The sequence below is a fragment of the Pararhodobacter sp. genome (assembly GCF_036802785.1).
Taxonomy (GTDB): Bacteria; Pseudomonadota; Alphaproteobacteria; order Rhodobacterales; family Rhodobacteraceae; genus Pararhodobacter.
Map to the genome: position 1 here is coordinate 1 of NZ_DAIRVN010000010.1, position 17,844 is coordinate 17,844.

A 17,844-nucleotide genomic window follows, 5' to 3' on the forward strand; every position below is an offset into this window, starting at 1 on the left:
CTTCATCTGTTCACAAATATCCCGGGGGGAGGCGCGGAACGCGCCGTGGGGGGCAGAGCCCCCCGGCGGGCCGAGCCCCCTCGATGGGGGCGAGGCCCGCGCGCCCGGCCCGGGTCAATACGCAAGCCCTGCGCACAGAACGCTCAGCCGCCCGTATGGCTCATGTGGCGGCTGACCTGACCGGCGACGCGCTGGCGGGAATAGTCGAAATCATGCCCCTTGGGCTTGCGGGCGATCGCATCGCGGATCGCGTGTTCGAGCACCGCATTGTCAGGGCTTGCCCGCAGCGGCGCGCGCAGATCGGCCATGTCTTCCTGCCCGAGGCACATATACAATTCACCCGTGCAGGTCAGGCGCACCCGGTTGCAGCTTTCGCAGAAATTATGCGTGAGCGGCGTGATGAAGCCGATTTTCGAGCCGGTCTCTTCCAGCCGCACATAGCGCGCCGGGCCGCCGGTGCGCTCCGTGAGATCGGTGAGGGTGTAGCGTTCGGCCAGACGCGCGCGCAGGTCCCTGAGCGGCCAATACTGGTCCAGCCGCGTCTCTTCGCCCATCTCGCCCATCGGCATCACTTCGATGAAGGTCAGGTCATGGCCCTCACGCGCGCACCATTCGGTCATGGTGAACAGCTCATCCTCGTTGAAGCCTTTCAGCGCCACCGCGTTGATCTTCACCCGCATCCCCGCCGCCTGCGCTGCCGCGATCCCTTTCAGCACCTGCGGCAGCCGACCCCAGCGCGTGATGGCCGCGAATTTCGCCTCCTCCAGCGTATCGATCGACACATTGACCCGTCGCACCCCCATCGCCGCCAGTTCCGGCGCGAAACGCTCCAGTTGCGAGCCATTGGTGGTCAGTGTCAGCTCTTTCAGCGCCCCGCTTTCCAGATGCCGGGCCATCGCCCTGAAAAAGGTCATGATTCCCTTGCGCACCAGCGGCTCACCGCCGGTGATGCGCAGCTTTTCCACCCCCAGCCCGACGAAGGCCGAGCACAGGCGGTCCAGCTCTTCCAGCGTGAGCAACTCTTTCTTGGGCAGAAAGGTCATATGCTCGGCCATGCAATAGGTGCAGCGGAAATCGCAGCGGTCGGTGACCGACACCCGCAGATAGCTGATCGGACGGTGGAACGGGTCGATCAAGGGTGCTTGCATGGGACGGGCCTCCTCCATTGGCTGACAAGCTAGTGAGAAGAGGGGGTGCTGGCAAGGGAAGGCGTTGCCACATTCGCGTGCCGGGGCTAGGGTCTGACGCATGCGGATACTGGTTCCTACACTCATTCTCGCCCTCTCCGGTTGCGCCGGTGGACTTTCCCTGCGCCCGGCGGCGCCTGAGGTGCCGGTGGCAGTGACTTATGGCCCGGACGAAGACGTCCTGCGCCCTGCCCCGCGCCCCGGCACCGCCGCCGCGCCGCTGCGCGCGCAGGGCCGCACGGCCGATGCGCTGGACACCAGCAGCGCGGCTGAGCGCGCCGCCGCTGTCAGCACTCCCACCGGCGGGCACGCGCTGGGTGAGACGCTGGCGGGGCTTGGCCCGCCGGGTGAGGCCGGTTTCTGGCTACGCACCGGGCTGGTCAGCGACACGCGCGCGGGCCGTGTGCTCAGTGCGGGCGGCACCGCGGTTGCCGTTGAACTGCGGCCCTCCGGGCGCGGTGCCGGGGCGGGCAGTCAGATCTCGCTCGCCGCGCTGCGCGCCCTTGGCCTGCCACTGACCCAGCTTGCACCGCTGACGGTCTTCGCGCTTGATTAGGGCGTGATCGCGAAGCGGAGAGCGTTCAGGAAGGAGGGCATCATGACCAGCGCCGAAAGCGTGATCGCGCGTTTCGCCCTTGAGCCGCATCCCGAGGGCGGCTGGTATCGCCAGACATGGCTGGCCCCGGCCAGCGGCGATGCGCGCCCGGCGGGAAGCTGCATTCTGTTCCTGCTCAGGGCCGGGGAGCGCAGCCACTGGCACCGCATTGATGTCGACGAAATCTGGCTGTTCAACGCGGGCGCCCCTCTGGCGCTGTCGGTTTCGGCCAGTGATACAGGCCCGGCGCGCGACTGGCGGCTGGGCGGCGATATCGTGCGCGGCGATCATCCACAGGTCATCGTGCCCGCGCGGCACTGGCAGGCGGCGCGCACGCTGGGGGACTGGTCGCTGGTGAGCTGCCTTGTCTCGCCCGCCTTCCGCTTTGAGCATTTCGAACTGGCCGCACCGGGGTTCGACATTCCGGTGGCCTGAAACCTTCCCCGGGGGGCCGGTCTGCCCCGGCCTTGCACCGGAACCGCGCGCGGTCTATCAGGCGTCAACCCTGAAAACCCGCCAGAAACCCTGAGGATATCCGATGATCCCCCGCTATTCCCGCCCCGAAATGGTCGCCATCTGGTCACCCGAGACCAAGTTCCGCATCTGGTTCGAGATCGAGGCGCATGCCTGCGATGCCATGGCCGATCTGGGCGTGATCCCGCGCGAGAATGCGCAGGCGGTGTGGAAGGCAAAGGATGTGGAATTCGACGTGGCCCGCATTGATGCGATCGAGGCCGTCACCAAGCATGATGTCATCGCCTTTCTGACCCACCTGTCCGAGATCGTGGGCAGTGACGCTGCGCGGTTCGTGCATCAGGGCATGACCAGCTCTGACGTGCTGGACACCACGCTGAATGTGCAGCTGGTGCGCGCCACCGACCTGCTGCTGGCCGGGATGGACCGGGTGCTGGCGGCGCTGAAAACCCGCGCGCTTGAGCATAAGGATACCGTGCGCATCGGGCGCAGCCATGGCATTCACGCCGAACCCACCACCATGGGCCTGACCTTTGCGCGCTTCTATGCCGAGATGGCGCGGGGCCGCGCGCGGCTGGAGGCGGCACGGGCCGAGGTGGCGACGGGGGCGATTTCGGGCGCGGTGGGCACATTCGCCAATATCGACCCGCGTGTGGAAGAGCATGTCTGCGCGCAGCTTGGGCTGGTGCCCGAGCCGATCAGCACACAGGTGATCCCGCGCGACCGGCATGCGATGTTCTTTGCCACGCTGGGGGTGATTGCCTCCTCCATCGAGAATATCGCCATCGAGGTGCGGCACATGCAGCGCACCGAGGTTCTGGAGGCCGAGGAGTTTTTCAGCGCGGGGCAGAAGGGCTCGTCGGCGATGCCGCACAAGCGCAACCCGGTGCTGACCGAGAACCTGACCGGGCTGGCGCGGCTGGTGCGCATGACGGTGGTGCCAGCGATGGAGAATGTGGCGCTCTGGCATGAGCGCGACATCTCGCATTCCTCGGTCGAGCGGGCGATTGGCCCGGATGCGACCGTGACGCTGGACTTCGCGCTGCACCGGCTGGCCGGGGTGATTGAGAAGCTGGTGATCTATCCGGACAACATGCTGGCGAACATGAACAAATTCCGTGGGCTGGTGATGAGCCAGCGGGTGCTGCTGGCGCTGACCCAGGCCGGGGTGAACCGCGAGGACAGCTACCGCCTTGTGCAGCGCAATGCGATGAAGGTCTGGGAAGAGGGCAAGGATTTCAAGACCGAGCTGCTGGCCGACCCGGAAGTTACCGCCGCCCTGTCGCCCGCCGAGATCGAGGAGAAATTCGATCTGGGCTATCACACCAAACATGTCGATACGATCTTTGCCCGCGTCTTTGGCAAGGCCTGAGCCAGGCGCCCGGGGGAACGCGATCAAGTAATCGCGTTCCCAGCGCCTTCGAACGCGCTTTGGCTCGGTGGCAGCGGCGCGCACTGCGCCGGTCAGTCCCCGTCGATCCCGGTTAGCCCGCCAGCCGCGCGATGGTGTCGATCAGTTGCCGGGTTGACCCGTCGCGCCCCTCGGGGCTTTGCCGTCCCTCGACCATCGGCAACAGCTCGCGCGCCAGTTCCTTGCCCAGCTCCACCCCCCATTGATCGAACGAGTTGATGCCCAGCACCACCCCTTCGACAAACACCCGGTGTTCATAGAGCGCCAGCAACGCGCCCAGCGTGGCCGGGGTCAGGCGCGGATAGAGCAGCATCACCGAGGGCCGGTTGCCCGGAAACACCCGGTGGCGTGCCTGCCGTTCCAGTTCCTTGCCCGACAGCCCCTGCGCCTTCATCAGCGCGCGCGCCTCCTTCAGCGAGCGGCCGCGCATCAGCGCCTCGGCCTGCGCCAGACAATTGGCCGCCAGCATCCGGTGATGATGCGCGAGGTTGGGTTCATGCCCGCTGGCCGCCAGCAGAAACTCGCACGGCACCGGGCAGGTGCCCTGATGGATCATCTGGAAGAATGCATGCTGCCCGTTGGTGCCCGGCTCCCCCCAGACCACCGGCGACGAGGGGCGCACAAGGTCGCTGCCATCCATCGCCACGCTCTTGCCGTTCGATTCCATCTCAAGCTGTTGCAGATAGGAAGGCAGCCGCGCCAGCCGCTGGTCATAGGGAATGACTGCGCGGGAAGGGTAGCCGCAGATCTGGTTGTGCCAGATGCCGGTCAGCGCCAGCATCACCGGCATGTTGCGCTCTGGCGGTGCGGTGCGGAAATGGCTGTCCATCGCCGACGCCCCGGCCAGGAAGGCCCGGAAATGGTCAGGGCCGATCGCAATCATCAGGCTCAGCCCGATGGGGCCCCAGACCGAATAGCGCCCGCCCACCCAGTCCTCGAATCCGAAAACCCGCGCCGGGTCGATGCCGAAGGCCGTGGTCCGCTCCAGCGCGGTGGACAGCGCCACAAACTGGCGCGTGGGGTCGCTGAGGCCGCGCGACATCCAGTCACGCGCGGTCTGGGCATTGGTCATCGTCTCCTGCGTGGTGAAGGTTTTTGAGGCGACAATGATCAGCGTGGTTTCGGGGTTCAGCGGCTCCAGCACGTCATGGATATGCGCGCCATCGACATTCGACACGAAGTGGCAGCGCGGCCCGTCATGATAGGGCCTCAGCGCCTCAACCGCCATCGCCGGGCCCAGGTCCGAGCCGCCGATGCCGATATTCACCACATCGCTGATCCGCCCGCCCACGCCACGGATGCGCCCGTCGCGCAGGTCGCGCGCAAAGGCCTCCATCCGGGTGAGGGTTTCGCGGATCCCTTTGGTGACATCGACGCCGTCCACCACCACCGGGCTGCCCATTGTGCGCAGTGCGGTATGCAGAACGGCGCGATTCTCGGTCTCGTTGATGCGCGCGCCGGTGAACATGGCTTCACGCCGCGCCTCCAGCCCGCTTTCACGGGTCAGCCCCACCAGCAGGTCGCGGGTTTCGGCATCAATCCCGGTCTTTGAATAGTCAAAGAGAATCTCGCCAAACGGCTCGGCGCCCAGCGTTACGCTGAAGGCGCCCGCGCGGGCGGGATCATCGAAAAGGGAAGCGATTGGCCGGTCAGATACCGTTTCAAACCGCGCTGCAAGCGCCGTCCAGCTGTTCATGGCAAGCCTTGAATTTCTTTCTTCGCCCCTTCATGCCAGTAAGCGCAGCCGTTGCCCAGTATAAAATCAGCCAATCCCGCTGACCGGGAAGCTGTCCGGGAAGCTGCGCCGGGTTTTCCCATGGCGCCAGCGTACCGCCCCCCTTGCGATCCGGAACGAAAGCGGTGCATTTTGCAGCGCATGAGCATCGGACGCATTCTGCACAGTGAGGCCTGCATGGCCGAGGGCGCCGCCTGGCTGGGCGCGCAGGAGCCGCGCTTTGCCCATGCGCTGGCGCTTTGCGGCCCCCCGCCCCTGCGGCGGCGCGACGACGGGTTTGCGGCGCTGATGGGGGCGATCGTCAGCCAACAGGTTTCGGTCGCGTCGGCGCGCGCCATTCTGGCCCGGCTGGAAGGGGCGGGCCTGACAACCCCCGCCGCCATCGCCCTCGCCGGGGATGAGGCGTTGCGCGCGGGCGGCCTGTCGCGCCAGAAAGTGCGCTATATCCGGGCGCTGGCCGAGGCCGGGCTTGATTTTGACGCGCTGCGCACCGCCCCCGATGCGCAGGTGGTGGAGGAACTGATCCGCCTGCCCGGCATCGGCCGCTGGACCGCCGAGATCTACGCCATGTTCAGCCTTGGCCGCGCCGATGTCTTCGCGCCCAACGATCTGGCCCTGCAGGAGGCGGCGCGCGTTCTGTTTGATCTGCCCGAGCGCCCGCGCGAGGCAACGCTGCGCCGCATGGCCGAGGCATGGGCGCCGTGGCGCACGGTTGCGGCGGGTCTGCTCTGGGCCTATTACCATGTGGCGAAAGAACGCGAAGGCGTCGTCTGAAGGGAAAAATTCATGGTCCGCACACTCGAATCAACCCGCAAGGGCGTGGCAAAGGGCGAGGCGCGCTCTGCCGTGATCTTTCTGCACGGCTATGGTGCCGATGGCGCCGACCTGATGGGCCTTGCCGATCCGCTGGCGCCCCACCTGCCCTACACCGCCTTTCACGCCCCCAACGCCCCTGAGCGCTGCGTGAACAACCCCTTCGGCTATCAGTGGTTTCCCATCCCGTGGCTGGACGGCTCCAGCCAGGAAGACGCCGAAACCGGGATGCGCGCCGCCGTCGCCGATCTGAACGCCTATATTGACCATGTGCTTGCGCAGGAAGGGCTGGAACCCGAAGCGCTGGCGCTGGTCGGCTTTTCGCAGGGCACGATGATGAGCCTGCATGTCGCCCCGCGCCGCGCCCGCCCGCTGGCCGCCGTGGTGGGTTTTTCGGGCCGCCTGCTTCAGCCCGAAGCGCTGGCCGATGAAACCATCAGCCGCTTTCCCGTTCTGCTGATCCATGGCGATGCCGATGAAATGGTGCCGATTGCCGCCCTGTCCGAGGCCGGGGATGCGCTGGTGGCGGCGGGGTTTGAAACCTATGCGCATGTCTCCAAGGGAATGGCGCATGGTATTGCGCAGGACGGGCTGTCGCTGGCGCTCAGTTTTCTGCACGAGCGGCTGCCAAAATAGCGCTCGTTAAAGCACCCTGTCGCGCAACTGTTACCCTGCGACACTAAACCCCTACATCAAGAGGCTTGTCAGGGCGCGAACGCTGGATATAGTCTGTTCGCAGAAGGCCCGGGCACTGTTTCGCAAACAGGGGAGCGACGGCGGATGGACGGCGATTTCAGGCATGAGTTCGTACACGAACCGGCAGCACTGAAAAGGTACCCGGCACTGGTTCTCAATGCCGATTACCGCCCGTTGTCCTATTTCCCGCTCTCCCTCTGGCCATGGCAGGAGGCCGTCAAGGCCGTCTGGCTGGACCGGGTTGATATCGTGGCCGAATATGAGACGACGGTGCGCAGCCAGCGGATGGAAATCCGAATACCTTCGGTCGTGGTGCTGAAGGATTATGTCAAACCCAGGAAGCGCGTGGCATTCACGCGCTTCAATCTTTTTCTGCGGGACGAATTTGCCTGCCAGTATTGCGGCGCGCGCCATGACCTGACCTTTGATCATGTGATTCCGCGCGCTCTGGGTGGTGTGACAAGCTGGGAAAACGTGGTTGCCGCCTGCGCCCCCTGCAACCTGAAGAAGGGCTCCAAGACATTGCGCCAGTCCGGCCTCAGCCTGCGCCGCGCGCCCCGCCGCCCCGGCGCGCAGGAGCTTATCGACATCGGCCGCCGCTTCCCGCCAAACCACCTTCACGAAAGCTGGACCGATTTCCTCTATTGGGACGCTGAGCTGGAGGCGTAAGCCCCGGCGCTTCCTGCCCTTTCCGGCCGGGACAGGCCCGCAAATTCCTTCACAGGTGTAACTTCGTCTGGCGCTTCCGCCCCAAGGGGCTATGATGGCCGGAAGCGAAGGGAGTGCACTATGCAGTTGTCGGCAGACCGGGTGGCAAGACAGGCGCTGGTCTATGCGGGGGCGATCGGCTGTGGCTGGATCGGCAGCCTGATCAACCTGCCGCTGCCATGGATGATCGGCGCACTGGTTTTTGCCACGGGGCTGAGCCTTTCGGGCGTGGTGGTCCGCGTGCCGCAGATCACGCGCCCGGTGGGGCAGATCGTGATCGCAGGCTCGGTGGGGCTGGCCTTCACGGCGGCGGCGCTGGAAAGCGTGGTGCAGATGTTCATACCGATGGTCCTTGCCGCGCTGGCCACGCTCATCGCGGGCTTTTTCGTGGCCTGGGTGCTGACCCGGCTGGCCGGGGTTGATGCCGTGACCGCCAGCCTTGCCTCCATCCCCATGGGCCCGGTGGAATCGGCCAATCTGGCGCGGCACTACGGGGTTTCGCCGGGGCCGGTGATCTTTACGCAGACGCTGCGGATCATGGCGCTGATTCTGCTGATCCCGCCGGTGGTGCTGTATTTCAATGGCGGGCTGGGCGGGGCGGACAACGCCCTTCGCTCGCTGCACTGGACCGCGCCGGGCGCCACGCTCCTGATCGCGCTGGCGGTGGCGGGGGCCTATCTGATGAAGCTGGTGCGGCTCTCCAACCCGTTTTTTCTGGGGCCGCTGGCGGCCTCTGCCGTAGCATCGGCAGTGGGCTTGCCGGTGACGTCGGTGCCCTACTGGATGCTGGCGGGGGCGCAGGTGTTGCTGGGGGTCTGGCTGGGCGCGGCGATGGACCGGACGCTGTTTCAGCGCGCGGGCGGCTTCGTGGCGGCGGCTGTGGCCTCAACATTGCTGATGATCGCGCTTTGCGTGGCCATGGCGCTGGCCATGGCGGCGGCAACCGGGTTTTCATGGAGCACGATGGTGCTGGCCTTCGCGCCCGGCAGCGTCACCGAAATGGCCCTGACCGCCAAACTCCTGCATGCCGATATCGCGCTGGTCACCGCCTTTCATCTGGTGCGGATCTTCATCATCCTGCCCACTGCCCCGCTCTTCACCCGCTGGGTCGCCCTGCTGGTGAAATGAGGCACCTCAGGCCAGCGCGGCAAGGATGGCATCCAGCCCGTCGGTCAGCGCCGCTGGCCCCGGTTGCAGGATCACCGGTGATTTTATCTCGATGATCCGCCCGTCGCGGACCGCGGGTATCGCCGCCCAGCCCGGGCGCGCGGCGATCTTCTCAGGGCGCACCTTCTTGCCGCACCATGACGCAAGGATCACGTCGGGCCGGGCCGCGATTACCTGAGCGGAGGTGACGATGCGGTCGCGCGCCGCTTTTTGCGCGGCAAGCGCCGGGAAAGCATCGCGCCCGCCCGCGATGCCGATCAGTTCAGACACCCAGCCAAGGCCTGCGATCATCGGCTCGTCCCATTCCTCGAAATAGACCAGCGGGCGCGCGCCCGCCCCGGCCTGCGCGGCAATCGCGGCCAGCCGGGCCTCATAGCGCTGCGCCAGCGCTTCGGCGCGCGCGGCTGCGCCCACGATAGCGCCCAGATGCCGGATCATGGCCAGAATCCCGGCGATATCGCGCTGGTTATAGGCCATGACGGCGACACCGGCGCGGATCAGTGCGGCGGCGATATCCGCCTGAAGGTCCGAGAAGGTGAGCACCAGATCCGGCTCAAGCGCCAGAATCTTCGGGATATCCGCCGAGGTGAAGGCCGATACCCTGGGCTTTTCCCGACGCACACGCGCCGGCCGCACCGCATAGCCCGAGACACCGACAATGCGGTCTTCCTCGCCCAGCAGATACAGGGTTTCGACCGTTTCTTCGGTCAGGCAGACAATGCGCCCGGGCGGGAAAGCTTTCATGCGCTCACCGCGCCGCGCGCCGCGCCCGTGCACCGCCGCGCCTGCGCAGCACCGGCAGGCAAAGCGGCAGCGGTCCGGGCGGCACCGTCATGGACAGGCTCAGCAGATCGCAGAACACGCCCAGCGCAGGTGAGCGGTGAATGAGCGGGGCGGCCATGGCATGCGCGCGCCTTGCCTCACCCCGGTATTCGGCACCGCCGGGCAAGGCGCCCAGCCATTGCATATAACCCAGCTGGCCAAGCTCCTGCGCCCGGGCGGGCGGTAGGGGGCCGATATCCAGTTGCCTTATCGTCCGTTCCAGCAGCATCGCGCCCTCCGCGCAAGGGCGTGGTGCAGCGGAAACGGCGAATACGTCGGGCCAAGGCGGTCCATCCCGGTCTCTCCGTCCCAAGGCACCCCGCCCGGGTTGTGGTGACGACGGCGCAAGGCTTGCGCCTGAGATGGCAGGTCTCCTGACTTGCGGATCATCGCTTCCCCGACCCTTCCCGGGCGCATCTGCCCAGTGGTCTTTCTCGGGGTCGCTCACCGCTTACAGTTGCGGGGGCAGTCGTGGATTAGGGCCAGAAGCCCGCACCACATTCCCTTTTCAGCCGACCCGCGAGGGCCGGACACCATCAGCCGCAACATCCCATATCCGCGCATCGATGTCCAACACGATCCGCCTGGGCAGGCTTCGTTTTCCGCGATCAGAACGGCATTTCCAGCGTTTGAAGGGTCATGCCCTGTCCCGGGTTATCGGCACCCTCACCCGGTTTCAGACGCATGCGCAGCATCGCAAGGTTCTCATGCAACTCGGATCGGGGAATATCGCGCGCGATGATGACCACGCGGCTGGTGCGGTCGCCCTCGGGCCAGTTTTCCAGGGGCACCGGCGCGTCAAAGATATGCTGGACCCCGTGGAACACATGCGGATTCGCCACTCCCACCAGATGCACGATGCCTTTCAGGCGCAGGATATCGGCGCCCTTCAGGCCGATCAGCGTTTCCAGCCAGAAATCAAACACCGCAGCCTCGATCGGCGCGTCGATGATGATGGAGGCCGTGGCGATCCGGTCATCCGTGGCATGGTGCGACGGCGCGACCAGATCAACCGCAGGCGCTTTCGGCACGGCCAGACCAGACAGTCCGGCGAGCGGATCAGCAGCCGCCGGAGCGCCCAGCCACGCCAGCGCATCATCATGCGCCACCGCCTTGCGCATCGCGCCCAGGCCGAACAACACGCCCGAGGGCACCGCCCCCCTCTCGGCCCATATCCGCCCCGCGCCGGGGTTGAACTGTGCAAGCCGCGCCTCCAGCGCCCGGCGGGTGGCGGCGGTGGTAAGGTCGCGCTTGGTCAGCACAAGGCGGTCGGCCATCGCCACCTGCGCCTGCGCTTCGGTATGCCGCGCCAGCGTCGAAAGCCCCAGCGCGCCATCCACCGCGGTGACAATCCCGTCGAGCGCGAAATTGGGCGCCAGCACCGGATCGACCAGCAGCGTGTGATGCACCGGGCCCGGGTCGGCAAGGCCGGTGGTCTCAATCACCACGCGGTCAAAGGCCAGCTCCCCGCGCCGCCGCCGCTCCAGCAGCCCGATCAGGGTTTTCGACAGATCGCCGCGGATGGAGCAGCACAGGCAACCGCCCGGCATCAGAACCACATCCTCGGCGGCGTTTTCGATCAGGTCATGGTCCAGCCCGGCCTCGCCAAATTCGTTCACCACCACGGCGACGCGCCCGGCGGCCGGGTCATGCAGCAGCCGGTTCAGAAGCGTTGTCTTTCCTGCGCCAAGAAAGCCGGTGAGCAGGGTGACAGGGATCGGATCGGACATGGCGGGCATCGGTTCCTGTAGCGGGGCACGGGTGATATTGTTATATTATTACACTAACATCGACAAGCCCGCCCGTGGCCCCTCCTCCGCTTCCTCGCCCGTCGGACTGCCAGAAAACCGCGCCGCATGGTTGCCGATTGACCAAAGCTGACCCCGCTGCTAAGCATTGCCCATGTCCGTGAAGCAGCCCCTTGCAAACCGCCTTGCCGCCGCGCTTGTCGCGCTGGCGCTGGCTGTTCTGGGCTTTGCGCACAGCCCCGCACCGGCAGCGCCGTCCGACCCGATGATGGCGGCGTATCTGCAGGCGGGCGGAGTGCTGGACGATCTCTGCGTTGCCGACCCCGGCAATTCTGATCACAACCTGTATCAGGATTGCCCGGTCTGCGCGTTGACCAAGGCTTTCGCGCTGGCCGCCTCCACCACGGCACCCCGGCCCGGCACCCGCCTTGTCGCGATGCCTCTGCCGCATGCAGTTGCGCCTCTCACCGCCGGCCATACCCCCCGCGCACCACCTGCACGCGGCCCTCCTGCCTCTTTCGTCTGAAACCTGACACCGGCGCGGCCCTGCGGCCCGTCGCATTCAGGTTCAGCACGTCACTGGCGGCGCATTGCGCCCGCCTGATGGCCGGTGATCCCGATGCACAGGCTTTGCCGGCTGCTGCCGCGCCTGCGACAGGCCGCTCTCGATAAGATCACCCGCGCGCCCGGTGCATTCCCTTTCACATTGATGATCGGCTCACCAGAACGCCAGCCCGACAAGGATTTCCTTGCCGGTCCGGTCCATGCCGGGGCCTTGGCCCCGCCCGATACAAACCCTTCATGAACAGGAGAAAAACCATGAAGAAAACCCTGAACACGCTTGCCATTCTGGCGCTTTCCGCACCCGCCGCCCTTGCCCATGCGACCTTCGAGCAGACCGAGGTCACGCAGGATGCAACCGCGCGCATGGTTCTGCGCGTACCCCATGGCTGCGGCGCCGAGGCCACCTTGCGGGTCCGCATCGCTATCCCTGACGGCATCCATTCCGTCCAGCCCATGCCCAAGGGCGGCTGGGCGCTTGAGACAGTCCGCGGCCCGCTGGGCGCAACCTATGAGCGCTATGGCCGCGAGATCACTGAGGGCGTGCGCGAGATCGTCTGGGCGGGCGAATTGCGCAGCGATTTCTACGACGAGTTCATCTTCCGCGCCTATGTCACCAGCGATGTCCCTGCGGGTGAGACCCTTTATATTCCCGTCGTACAGGAATGCGCGAGCGCTGCCGAGCGCTGGATCGAAATTCCCGCCGCCGGGGAATCAGGCGACGACCTGCGCTATCCCGCGCCGGGGGTAATGGTGGTGACCGCCGCCGACCATGATCACGGTCATTCGCACGGCCATACCCACGGAAACTGAATGCAGAGGCGCGCAGGCACCCGTTCCCCTGCGCGCCTCCCTCCCCGCCGGGCGCAACACCGGGACCGGCGGGCTATTGCGGATCAACACATCATGCTGCGCATCCTTCTTCTGACCCTGCTTGCCCTCTTGCCCCAGCAGGCTGCGGCCCATGCCCAACTGCAATCCGCAGACCCTGCGGCAGGGGCGCTGATGGCCGTGGCCCCGGCGCAGGTGACCCTCACCTTCAACGAACCCGTGGCCCTGTTGCAGGCGCGCTGGTTTGCGCCCGACGGCACCGCCACCGAGGCGGAGGCGCGCAGCGAGAACACGGCGCTGATCATCGCCCCGCCCCCGGGCCTGAGCCCGGGCACCCATGCGCTGAGCTGGCGGGTGGTCTCCACCGACGGGCACCCGGTGGGTGGCACGCATGTCTTTTCCATCGGGTTCGAGAGCGGCGCGCCGGACACCGCCACCGCCCCCGTCCCCTGGCCCGCCGCGATTGCCCGGGGGCTGGTGACGCTGGCGCTGGCCTTTGGCGTGGGCGGTGTGCTCTGGTCTGCGCTGGCGCGCCGGGCCGGGCGGCGGGCGCGCATTCTGGCACTGGCCGCCCTGCCCGCCGCCGCGCTGATGCTGGCCGCGCAGGCGATGGACATGGCGGGACAGGGCACGGCGGCGCTGGCCAGCCCGGCGGCATGGTCCGTGGCGCTGCACAGCCCCTATGGGCTGGCCGCGCTGCTGGCAGCGCTCGCGGGCCTGATCGCCTTTGGCGCGCGCGACCTGCGGGTCATGGCTTTCGCGGCATGGGGACTGGCAGCACTGTCTTTCGCCGTTGCAGGCCATGCTGCGCGGGCTGAGCCGGTGGCGCTGATGGGGGCGCTGGTTTTTGCCCATGCGGCGGCGCTGATCTTCTGGGCGGGCGCGTTGCCGGGGCTGATCATGGCGCTGCGCGGGCCGGATGCAGCGGCGCAGATGGCGCGGTTTTCGCGGCTGGCGCTGCCGATGGTGGCGCTGCTGGTGGTCAGCGGCAGCCTGCTTGCATGGCGGCAGCTGGAAACCCCCGCCGCGCTGACCGGCACCGCCTATGGCACTGTGCTGCTGGCAAAACTGGTGCTGGTGGCCGTGGTGCTGGCGCTGGCCGCCCGCCACCGGCTGGTGCTGACCCCGGCGCTGGCGCGCAACCCGGCGCGCGCCCGCCCGGCCTTTCACCGCTCATTGCGGCTGGAGCTTTGGCTGATGGTGGCAATCCTCGCGCTGACCGCCGCCTTCCGCCTGACACCCCCGCCCCGCGCACTGGGCACTCTGCCTGAGACGCGCGCAGAGGTACATCTGCATGGCATTGATGCCATGGCCGATATCACCCTGATCCCCGGTCGCCCCGGCCCCAACCGCGCCGAGATTGTGCCGCTGGACGGTGATTTCCAGCCCTTCACGCCGCTGGAAATCACCCTCTTCCTCAGCCGTCCTGCCGAGGGGCTGGAGCCGATAGAACTACGCGCCGAGCCGGGCGAAGACGGCATCTGGCATGCGGCCCCCTTTCATCTGCCGCAGGGTGGTGCATGGGATGTGGTCGCCGATATCCTGATCAGCGATTTCCGCAAGGCGCTGATCGGCGGCGAGATACGCTTGTTGCCCTGAATGTGATACTGTAACAGCGCCGCCATGACCCTGCCCCTTCCCCTCCGCCAGACCGCCACCCTTGGCGCGCTTTTCACCCTCTCGGGGGCGGCGGCGCTGATCTATCAGGTGCTCTGGGTGCGCGAACTGGGGCAGCTGTTTGGCTCCACGGCGCAGGCGGCGGCACTGACCATCGCCATCTTCTTCACCGGCATCGCGCTGGGGGGCTGGCTGTTCGGGCGTTGGGCCGGGCGCATGCGACGCCCCCTGCGCGCCTTCGGGCTGGTGGAGGTGGGTGTGGCGGCCACGGCGCTGGGGCATTTTCTGGTGGCGGATGCCTATGTCAGCCTCTACCCCGCGCTTTATGCGGTGGTCGGCGGCGTGCCGGTGCTGGAGATCGCGCTCAAGGCGGGGGTGGCGGCAACGATCCTGCTGCCCTCGGCCATCCTGATGGGCGGCACGCTGCCGCTGATGGGCCAGCACGTCATCCGCGCGCGGGCCGATCTGGGGCGGATGGGTTCCCTCCTCTATGCGCTCAACACCGCGGGCGGGGCGATGGGCGCGCTGGCGGCGGGTTTTTTCCTGCCGATGTGGCTGGGGTTTTCGGGCGCCTATCTGCTGGCGGTGGGGTTCGATCTGTTCGTAGGCCTGTCAGCGCTGCTGCTTGCGCGCCGGGCGCTGCCGCTCATCGCCGCCCCCGCGCCTGCCCGCGCTTCCATCCCCACGCGCCTGTGGCTGATTGCCTTCGCCTCGGGCTTTGCCACCCTCGGGGTTGAGGTGATCTGGACCCGCGCTTTCGCGCAGGTGCTGCAAAACTCGGTCTATACCTATGCGCTGGTGCTGACGGTGTTTCTGGCAGCGCTCTCGCTGGGTGCGGCGCTGGCGAATGCGCTGGGACGCCTGCCTCTGCGCCCTGAAGGGGTGATGACGGGCCTCTTGCTGGCCTCCGGCGCGGTGATCGCCGCCACGCCGCATCTGTTCCACCATCTGACCGGCGGCATGGCCTATCTCGGCGGGCGGGCCGATTTTGCGGGCTATGTCTGGGAGGTGGGGCGCGTGGCGGTGCTGACCATGCTGATTCCCGGCACCATTCTGGGCGCCGTGCTGCCCTATCTTCTGCGGCTGATGCAGGGCGGGGCCGCGCCGGGCGCGGTGCTGGGCCGCCTGATCGCGGTCAATACCACGGGGGCGATTCTGGGCGCGCTGGCGGCGGGCTTCGTGATCCTGCCGCTGGCGGGCGCGTGGAAGGGGCTGTGGCTGCTGGGCGCGGTCTATGGCTTGCTGGTGCTCGCGCTCTGGCGCCCGGGCTACGGACCGGCCGCGCGGCTTGCCCGGTTTGCGGCGCTGGCCGGGGCGGTTGTGCTGCTGGCGGGCCAGCCGGGGTTGCAGGCCACGCGGCTCAACAGCGGCGAAAGCCTGCTGGCCTTCCGCGAAGGCCCCTCGGCCCATGTCGCCGAAGTGGAACGCGGAGAGGCGCGCTTTCTGCGGGTCAACAATTTCTACACTTTGGGCGGCTCCGGCGCGCTGGTGCCTGAGCGCAACCAGACCATGATCCCGCTTCTGACCCACCCCGCCCCGCGCGAGATTTTCTTTCTGGGCATGGGCACCGGCATTTCAGCGGGCGCGGGGCTGTTTGCAGAGCCTGAGCGGATAACGGTCTGTGAACTGCTGCCCGATGTGGTGACCTTCGCGCGCGACTGGTTCGCGCCCTATGTCAACGGGCTGTTCAGTGACCCGCGCGTGACCATCCACCCTGAGGACGGGCGCCAGTGCCTCACCCGTTCGCGCGCAACCTATGACATGATCATCGCCGATCTGTTCACGCCCTGGCGCACCGGGGTGGGCAATGTCTATACGGTTGAGCATTACCGGCTGGCGGCCTCACGCCTGAACCCGGGTGGCGCCTATGTGCAATGGATGCCGCTCTATCAGGTCTCGCGCGCTGAATTTGCCATCATCGCCAACACCATGGCGCAGGTCTTCCCGGAACTGACGCTGTGGCGCGGCGATCTGTATCCTGAGCGCTCGATCCTCGCGCTGGTGGGGCGCAATGACGCCGCACCGCTGGATCCGGGGACGCTGGCCGCACAATGGCGCGCGATGACAGGCGACGCGTCCCCGGACGCAGTGCTGAGCGACCGCGCACTGAAACTCTACGCGGGCAATGCGGCATCCGGGCTGTTCGCGGAGGCACCCGTCAATACCGACGACCGTCCGCTGATCGAATACCTCGCGCCGCGCACCCACCGCGCGGTGATCGCCGGGCGCGCGCGCTGGCTGACGGGTGCACAGCGCGACCGGCTCTATGCCGAACTGCTCAGCGCCCTGCCGCCCGAAGAGGACCCCTATCTGGCGCAACTCACCCCCGCGCAGCGTGACCTTGTGCGCGCCGGGGCCGTTTACGCGCAATGGCGCGGCCTGCGCGCCGCCAACGACCCGCAGGCACCCGCCGAATGGCAGACCTTCCTGTCCCTCACCACGCCCCATGCCCGCAACCCTGACAGCCCGGCCGGACAGGTTGCGCGGGGTGGCATGGCGTTCGGCGATGCGGTGGAGTGAGGCACTGAAAATCAGGACGGCGGCGCGCTGGTTCCTGGCCTCCCGGACGCTCAGATACCGAAGGGAACGCCGCCGGACACGGGAAGACTGATGCCGGTGACGTAATTGGCTTGCGGCCCGGCCAGATAGGCCACGGCATTGGCCACATCCCCGGGCAGGCCTGCATCGCGCAGCGCCACATGCGCATACCGCTCTTTCTGAACCTCGGCCACCGACAGGCCGCGCTCTTTCGCCAAGCGGACATTCGCGGCCCTGTGCATATCGGTCGCGATATACCCGGGGCAAACGATGTTGCACAAAATGCCATCCGGCCCGAACTCGGCCGCGAGGGTTTTTGTCAGGCCGACGAGGCCATGTTTCATCGCCGTGTAGGCACCGAAACCCGGTTCGGCGCCAAGGCTGCCCGTCGATCCGATATTGATGATCCGCCCGCCCCCGGCTTTGCGCATGGCCGGGATTGCCGCTTGTGCAAGCATCATCGGGCCCAGCAGATTGACACTGAAGCTGAGCTTCCACTGCTCCGGCGTGGTGGACAGAAAGCTGTCTGAACCGGCCAGCGACCCGGCATTGTTAACGAGGATATCAAGCTTTCCAAAGGTCGAGAGCGTTTTTTCAATGGCCGCCGCGATATCCGTGGCGCTGGTGACATCAAGGGCCAGCGCAAGTGCCGCCCCACCACCCGCCACAATATCGGACACAAGCCCTGCCAGCAGATCAGACCGCGACACGGCCTTTCCGTCAACATCCATGACGCCACCAACATCCGTCACAACGACGGCGGCACCCTCCTGCGCAAGTCTGCGGGCGATGGCGCGGCCAATTCCCTGTGGCGCGGATACGCCTGTCACCAGCGCGACTTTGCCTTCCAGTGGTCTCATCTCACAGTCCCCCGGAGTGGAATTACCCGGGCATCGCTACACGAACCGCCCGGAGCATCAAGGGCGTTCCGTTGTAGCCAC

The 17,844-nt window shown here is 66.9% G+C and carries 17 protein-coding genes and 1 riboswitch; of the genes, 11 read left to right on the plus strand and 6 right to left on the minus strand.

Annotation, left to right across the window (positions count from 1 at the left end; all coding sequences use genetic code 11):
• Positions 1 to 143: 143 nt before the first annotated feature.
• On the minus strand, positions 144 to 1,148 hold the full coding sequence (gene moaA / locus V7Q53_RS05535) for a GTP 3',8-cyclase MoaA (RefSeq protein ID WP_333827466.1): 1,005 nt from the start codon (positions 1,146 to 1,148) through the stop codon (positions 144 to 146).
• Between the two features lie 100 nt (positions 1,149 to 1,248).
• Between moaA and V7Q53_RS05540 the strand changes: the two genes are divergently transcribed.
• The 3 genes from V7Q53_RS05540 (at position 1,249) to purB (ending at position 3,628) form a co-directional block, all read left to right on the plus strand.
• Positions 1,249 to 1,743, plus strand: coding sequence for a D-galactarate dehydratase (locus V7Q53_RS05540; protein WP_333827467.1), 495 nt, complete (start codon positions 1,249 to 1,251; stop codon positions 1,741 to 1,743).
• 42 nt (positions 1,744 to 1,785) lie between these two features.
• Positions 1,786 to 2,217 carry a cupin domain-containing protein gene (locus V7Q53_RS05545; protein WP_333827468.1) on the plus strand — a complete coding sequence of 144 codons (432 nt, stop codon included), beginning with the start codon at positions 1,786 to 1,788 and terminating at the stop codon, positions 2,215 to 2,217.
• A 103-nt stretch (positions 2,218 to 2,320) separates the two neighbouring features.
• Entirely contained in the window at positions 2,321 to 3,628 is a 1,308-nt protein-coding gene (gene purB / locus V7Q53_RS05550; protein WP_333827469.1) for an adenylosuccinate lyase, read from the plus strand.
• Between the two features lie 112 nt (positions 3,629 to 3,740).
• On the opposite strand, the gene pgi is transcribed toward purB, so the two are convergent.
• Positions 3,741 to 5,363: a glucose-6-phosphate isomerase gene (gene pgi, locus V7Q53_RS05555; protein ID WP_333827470.1), complete on the minus strand. Its 1,623-nt coding sequence runs from the start codon at positions 5,361 to 5,363 to the stop codon at positions 3,741 to 3,743.
• A 180-nt stretch (positions 5,364 to 5,543) separates the two neighbouring features.
• Between pgi and V7Q53_RS05560 the strand changes: the two genes are divergently transcribed.
• The 4 genes from V7Q53_RS05560 (at position 5,544) to V7Q53_RS05575 (ending at position 8,747) form a co-directional block, all read left to right on the plus strand.
• Positions 5,544 to 6,176, plus strand: coding sequence for a DNA-3-methyladenine glycosylase family protein (locus tag V7Q53_RS05560; protein ID WP_333827471.1), 633 nt, complete (start codon positions 5,544 to 5,546; stop codon positions 6,174 to 6,176).
• A gap of 12 nt (positions 6,177 to 6,188) precedes the next feature.
• Positions 6,189 to 6,851 (plus strand): alpha/beta hydrolase, encoded by a 663-nt coding sequence (locus tag V7Q53_RS05565; RefSeq protein ID WP_333827472.1) that lies wholly within the window; start codon positions 6,189 to 6,191, stop codon positions 6,849 to 6,851.
• Between the two features lie 144 nt (positions 6,852 to 6,995).
• Positions 6,996 to 7,580 carry an HNH endonuclease gene (locus V7Q53_RS05570; RefSeq protein ID WP_333827473.1) on the plus strand — a complete coding sequence of 195 codons (585 nt, stop codon included), beginning with the start codon at positions 6,996 to 6,998 and terminating at the stop codon, positions 7,578 to 7,580.
• A 120-nt stretch (positions 7,581 to 7,700) separates the two neighbouring features.
• Positions 7,701 to 8,747: an AbrB family transcriptional regulator gene (locus V7Q53_RS05575; protein WP_333827474.1), complete on the plus strand. Its 1,047-nt coding sequence runs from the start codon at positions 7,701 to 7,703 to the stop codon at positions 8,745 to 8,747.
• 6 nt (positions 8,748 to 8,753) lie between these two features.
• Here the strand turns inward: V7Q53_RS05575 and V7Q53_RS05580 are convergent, their stop codons facing one another.
• The 3 genes from V7Q53_RS05580 to V7Q53_RS05590 all read right to left on the minus strand — a co-directional run bounded on the left by V7Q53_RS05580 (position 8,754) and on the right by V7Q53_RS05590 (position 11,338).
• Positions 8,754 to 9,530, minus strand: a complete 777-nt coding sequence (locus V7Q53_RS05580; protein WP_333827475.1) for a cobalamin-binding protein — start codon at positions 9,528 to 9,530, stop codon at positions 8,754 to 8,756.
• A gap of 4 nt (positions 9,531 to 9,534) precedes the next feature.
• The gene (locus V7Q53_RS05585) at positions 9,535 to 9,837 is read right to left on the minus strand and encodes a hypothetical protein (protein ID WP_333827476.1); all 303 of its coding nucleotides are present in this window, start codon (positions 9,835 to 9,837) and stop codon (positions 9,535 to 9,537) included.
• 118 nt (positions 9,838 to 9,955) lie between these two features.
• Positions 9,956 to 10,161, minus strand: a riboswitch (cobalamin riboswitch).
• 55 nt (positions 10,162 to 10,216) lie between these two features.
• Entirely contained in the window at positions 10,217 to 11,338 is a 1,122-nt protein-coding gene (locus tag V7Q53_RS05590; RefSeq protein WP_333827477.1) for a CobW family GTP-binding protein, read from the minus strand.
• A 172-nt stretch (positions 11,339 to 11,510) separates the two neighbouring features.
• Here V7Q53_RS05590 and V7Q53_RS05595 point away from each other — a divergent pair, with 172 nt between their 5' ends.
• The 4 genes from V7Q53_RS05595 to V7Q53_RS05610 all read left to right on the plus strand — a co-directional run bounded on the left by V7Q53_RS05595 (position 11,511) and on the right by V7Q53_RS05610 (position 16,885).
• On the plus strand, positions 11,511 to 11,882 hold the full coding sequence (locus tag V7Q53_RS05595) for a hypothetical protein (RefSeq protein ID WP_333827478.1): 372 nt from the start codon (positions 11,511 to 11,513) through the stop codon (positions 11,880 to 11,882).
• Between the two features lie 293 nt (positions 11,883 to 12,175).
• On the plus strand, positions 12,176 to 12,730 hold the full coding sequence (locus tag V7Q53_RS05600) for a YcnI family copper-binding membrane protein (protein ID WP_333827479.1): 555 nt from the start codon (positions 12,176 to 12,178) through the stop codon (positions 12,728 to 12,730).
• 93 nt (positions 12,731 to 12,823) lie between these two features.
• Positions 12,824 to 14,347, plus strand: coding sequence for a copper resistance CopC/CopD family protein (locus V7Q53_RS05605; RefSeq protein WP_333827480.1), 1,524 nt, complete (start codon positions 12,824 to 12,826; stop codon positions 14,345 to 14,347).
• Between the two features lie 24 nt (positions 14,348 to 14,371).
• Positions 14,372 to 16,885, plus strand: a complete 2,514-nt coding sequence (locus V7Q53_RS05610) for a fused MFS/spermidine synthase (protein ID WP_333827481.1) — start codon at positions 14,372 to 14,374, stop codon at positions 16,883 to 16,885.
• 50 nt (positions 16,886 to 16,935) lie between these two features.
• Here the strand turns inward: V7Q53_RS05610 and V7Q53_RS05615 are convergent, their stop codons facing one another.
• Complete coding sequence (locus V7Q53_RS05615) at positions 16,936 to 17,763, minus strand: SDR family NAD(P)-dependent oxidoreductase (protein ID WP_333827482.1); 828 nt, start codon at positions 17,761 to 17,763, stop codon at positions 16,936 to 16,938.
• Positions 17,764 to 17,844: the final 81 nt, after the last annotated feature.

Coding starts and splice junctions, on each gene's coding strand:
- V7Q53_RS05610 (WP_333827481.1), top strand. CDS start 14,372: ATGACCCTGCCCCTTCCCCTCCGCCAGACCGCCACCCTTGGCGCGCTT.
- moaA (WP_333827466.1), bottom strand. CDS start 1,148: ATGCAAGCACCCTTGATCGACCCGTTCCACCGTCCGATCAGCTATCTG.
- V7Q53_RS05575 (WP_333827474.1), top strand. CDS start 7,701: ATGCAGTTGTCGGCAGACCGGGTGGCAAGACAGGCGCTGGTCTATGCG.
- V7Q53_RS05615 (WP_333827482.1), bottom strand. CDS start 17,763: ATGAGACCACTGGAAGGCAAAGTCGCGCTGGTGACAGGCGTATCCGCG.
- purB (WP_333827469.1), top strand. CDS start 2,321: ATGATCCCCCGCTATTCCCGCCCCGAAATGGTCGCCATCTGGTCACCC.
- V7Q53_RS05600 (WP_333827479.1), top strand. CDS start 12,176: ATGAAGAAAACCCTGAACACGCTTGCCATTCTGGCGCTTTCCGCACCC.
- V7Q53_RS05560 (WP_333827471.1), top strand. CDS start 5,544: ATGAGCATCGGACGCATTCTGCACAGTGAGGCCTGCATGGCCGAGGGC.
- V7Q53_RS05545 (WP_333827468.1), top strand. CDS start 1,786: ATGACCAGCGCCGAAAGCGTGATCGCGCGTTTCGCCCTTGAGCCGCAT.
- V7Q53_RS05570 (WP_333827473.1), top strand. CDS start 6,996: ATGGACGGCGATTTCAGGCATGAGTTCGTACACGAACCGGCAGCACTG.
- V7Q53_RS05605 (WP_333827480.1), top strand. CDS start 12,824: ATGCTGCGCATCCTTCTTCTGACCCTGCTTGCCCTCTTGCCCCAGCAG.
- V7Q53_RS05585 (WP_333827476.1), bottom strand. CDS start 9,837: ATGCTGCTGGAACGGACGATAAGGCAACTGGATATCGGCCCCCTACCG.
- V7Q53_RS05595 (WP_333827478.1), top strand. CDS start 11,511: ATGTCCGTGAAGCAGCCCCTTGCAAACCGCCTTGCCGCCGCGCTTGTC.
- pgi (WP_333827470.1), bottom strand. CDS start 5,363: ATGAACAGCTGGACGGCGCTTGCAGCGCGGTTTGAAACGGTATCTGAC.
- V7Q53_RS05590 (WP_333827477.1), bottom strand. CDS start 11,338: ATGTCCGATCCGATCCCTGTCACCCTGCTCACCGGCTTTCTTGGCGCA.
- V7Q53_RS05565 (WP_333827472.1), top strand. CDS start 6,189: ATGGTCCGCACACTCGAATCAACCCGCAAGGGCGTGGCAAAGGGCGAG.
- V7Q53_RS05540 (WP_333827467.1), top strand. CDS start 1,249: ATGCGGATACTGGTTCCTACACTCATTCTCGCCCTCTCCGGTTGCGCC.
- V7Q53_RS05580 (WP_333827475.1), bottom strand. CDS start 9,530: ATGAAAGCTTTCCCGCCCGGGCGCATTGTCTGCCTGACCGAAGAAACG.